Below are 2,882 nucleotides of genomic sequence, written 5' to 3'. Positions count from 1 at the left end.
TGGGCTTCGATGGGGTCGCCGAGGGTGGTGCCGGTGCCGTGGGCTTCGATGGCGTCGATGTGGTCGGGGGGCAGGCCGGCGTTGGTGAGGGCGGCCTGGATGACGCGTTGCTGGGAGGGGCCGTTGGGTGCGGTCAATCCGTTGGAGGCACCGTCCTGATTGACCGCCGAGCCGCGGATCAGGGCGAGGATGCGGTGGCCGTTTTCCTGGGCTACGGACAACCGTTCCAAGACGACTAGGCCGGCGCCCTCTGCCCAGTTGGTGCCGTCTGCGGCGGCGGCGAAGGACTTGCAGCGGCCGTCGGGGGCCAGGCCGCCTTGGCGGCTGAACTCGATGAACATGCCAGGCGTGGCCATGACCGTGACGCCGCCCGCCAGCGCCATGGCGCACTCTCCAGTGCGGAGTGCCTGTACGGCCTGGTGTACGGCGACCAAGGAAGACGAGCAGGCCGTGTCGATAGTGACCGCCGGGCCCTGGAGGCCGAGTACGTACGAGATCCGGCCCGAAGCGACGCTGGCCGTGGTGCCGGTCAGCAGGTGACCCGCCAGTTCGTCCGACGGCTCATGCATCCGGGGGCCGTAGTCCTGGGACATTGCTCCGACGAAGACGCCCGTCATGCTGTCGCGGAGAGTGGTGGGGTCGATGCCCGTGTCCTCCAGGGCCTCCCAGGCGATCTCCAGGAGAAGACGCTGCTGGGGGTCCATGGCGAGGGCTTCACGGGGACTGATGCCGAAGAAGTCGGCGTCGAACTCCCCGGCGTCGTACAGGAAACCGCCGGTACGGACATACGACTTGCCCGGCGTCTTCGGCGTGGGGGCGTAGATTTCGTCTTCGTTCCAGCCGCGATCCTGAGGGAATTCACCGATCGCGGACCCGCCCTCGTACACGAACTGCCACAGCTCTTCCGGTGAGGTGATTCCGCCGGGAAAGCGGCAGGCCATTCCGACGATCGCGATGGGTTCGTCGAGTACGGCCGAGGCGGTCGCCCGGGAAGCGGACTTGGTCGTGCCGGCGATTTCGTCGCTCAGGTGACTGGTGAGAGCGCTCGGTGTCGCATGGTCGTACAGCAAACCGGCGGGGAGGCTCAGGCCGGTCGCCGCGCTGAGGCGGTTGCGTAGTTCCACCGCCCCGAATGATTCGAAGCCCAGGTCTTTGAACGTGCGCGTCATGTCCACGGCATCGGTGGCGGCGTGGCCCAGGACGGCACGCATGTTCGCCTGTACGAGCTCCGCCAGCGCGTGATTTCGTTCACCCTCGTCCAAGGCGGCGAAAACGACTTTGCCGAGATTCGCGGGTGCTGTTCGGGCCTCCGGCAGGTCCTGCACCAGCGGATTCCCGCGCTCCCAGTCGATGTCGGCGACGACCAGAGACGTTTCGTCGTGGTCGAGAGCCTGCTGGACGACGGGGACCGCGAATTCCGGGTCCACATCCCAGGCGATATGGGTCGCCGGCAATCCCTGGGCCCGTCGTTGTCGCGCGAGAGCCTCAGGAAAAGCGTTCGGGGACGGCGTGTCCGTTTCCGAATCGAGAAGGACGAACGCCGACAGCGGAGAATCCCGCGTGAGCTCATGGAGACGGACGGCGGCGTCGGCCGTCCGGAACGGGTGAAAGACCGCTGTCAGCGGACTGTCCCGTGCGACTTCGGCAAGGAGCTCCCGCAGGTCGTCGAGGTCGTATGCCCGGAGTGAGATCCGTTCGGTGAGCCGGTCTTCGATCGCGCGGATCATGGCGGGATCCGTTTCCCGGTCGTGGGTCAGCACGACGTTCGCGGCGCCGCTTTCGGCCAGCCATAGGGCGATGCGCAATGCCTTTTCGTCGGTGCCGTCGGTGACCAGTACGGTGTTCTCCGGCCGCCAGACCGTGGGAGCGGAATCGAAGGTGGCGCGTACGAGCCGCCGGGCGAAGACGCCTGAATCCCGCACCGCGAGTTGCTCTTCGCCGGGAAATTCCGAGAGGGCGGCGCGGAGATGCTCCATCGCGGCCCGGCTCAGCGAGGCGGGGAGATCCAGCAGGCCACCGCGCGATTGCCGGACGTCCCACGCCCGAGCCTGGTACGGGCGGATTTCCGGGTCATCCGTACCGGTGGAAACCGCCTGCCGGGTGGCACACCATATCGGCGCCTCGATTTCGAGGCCGGCCAGCGCGGCGGTCAGCGCAAGCCCGGAATCCTCGTCCAGGGCCAGCAGCGACAGGACGCTCACGGGCTCTTCAGACAACGCCTCCTGAACGCATACGGCCAGGTCGGCCTCGTTGTCGATCGTGACCGGAGTGGCCTGGAGGGCCTGCGTTACCGACGCCACCATTTCGCCGTCGGAAAGGGCCGCCGGAACCAGGACCAGCCATTTGCCGGAAAGCGGATCGGAGTCCGCGTCCGTGCTCAGTGGTTTCCAGTGGATGCGATAACGCCGGTCGTCGATCGCCGATTGGGCGCGGTGGTGCCGATGCCAGGCGGTGAGGGCCGGAAGGAGGTCGCTGAGCGATTGTTGCTTCGACGGCTCGAGGTTGAGCGTGGTGGCGAGAGCGTCCAGGTCGGCGTTCTCTATCGCGGTCCAGAAATGGTCGTCCTGGGCGTTGCCGGTGACGTTCTTGCCGGGGGTGAGCCAGTGGTGGCTTCGCTGGAACGGGTACGTGGGCAGGGCGGTGGGGCGGGGGTGGTGGTGCGCGAACAGCGTGGACCAGTCGAGGGAGTGGCCTCGGAGGTGGGCCTGGGTGAGCGCGGTGGTGATGGTGTGGGCGGTGTCCTGGTCCCGGCGGAGCGTGGTGAGGGTGCCGTCGAGGATGGGGGCCAGGACGGGGTGGGGGCTGGTTTCGATGAAGGCGTGGTGGCCGTCGCGCACCAGAGCCTGGATGGTGGTGTGGAAGAGGACGGGGTGGCGGAGGTT

1 protein-coding gene is annotated in these 2,882 nt (G+C 67.5%); it reads right to left on the bottom strand.

Going from position 1 to position 2,882, the window contains the following annotated elements:
• Positions 1-2,882: beta-ketoacyl synthase N-terminal-like domain-containing protein (locus AB0I15_RS66645; RefSeq protein WP_358121105.1), on the bottom strand; the 2,882-nt coding region annotated here is incomplete at both ends.

Source organism: Nonomuraea sp. NPDC050643, from assembly GCF_040654715.1.
Classification (GTDB): domain Bacteria; phylum Actinomycetota; class Actinomycetes; order Streptosporangiales; family Streptosporangiaceae; genus Nonomuraea.
Note: the sequence above shows the minus strand (reverse complement) of the source record. Positions and strands in the feature narration are given on the sequence as shown.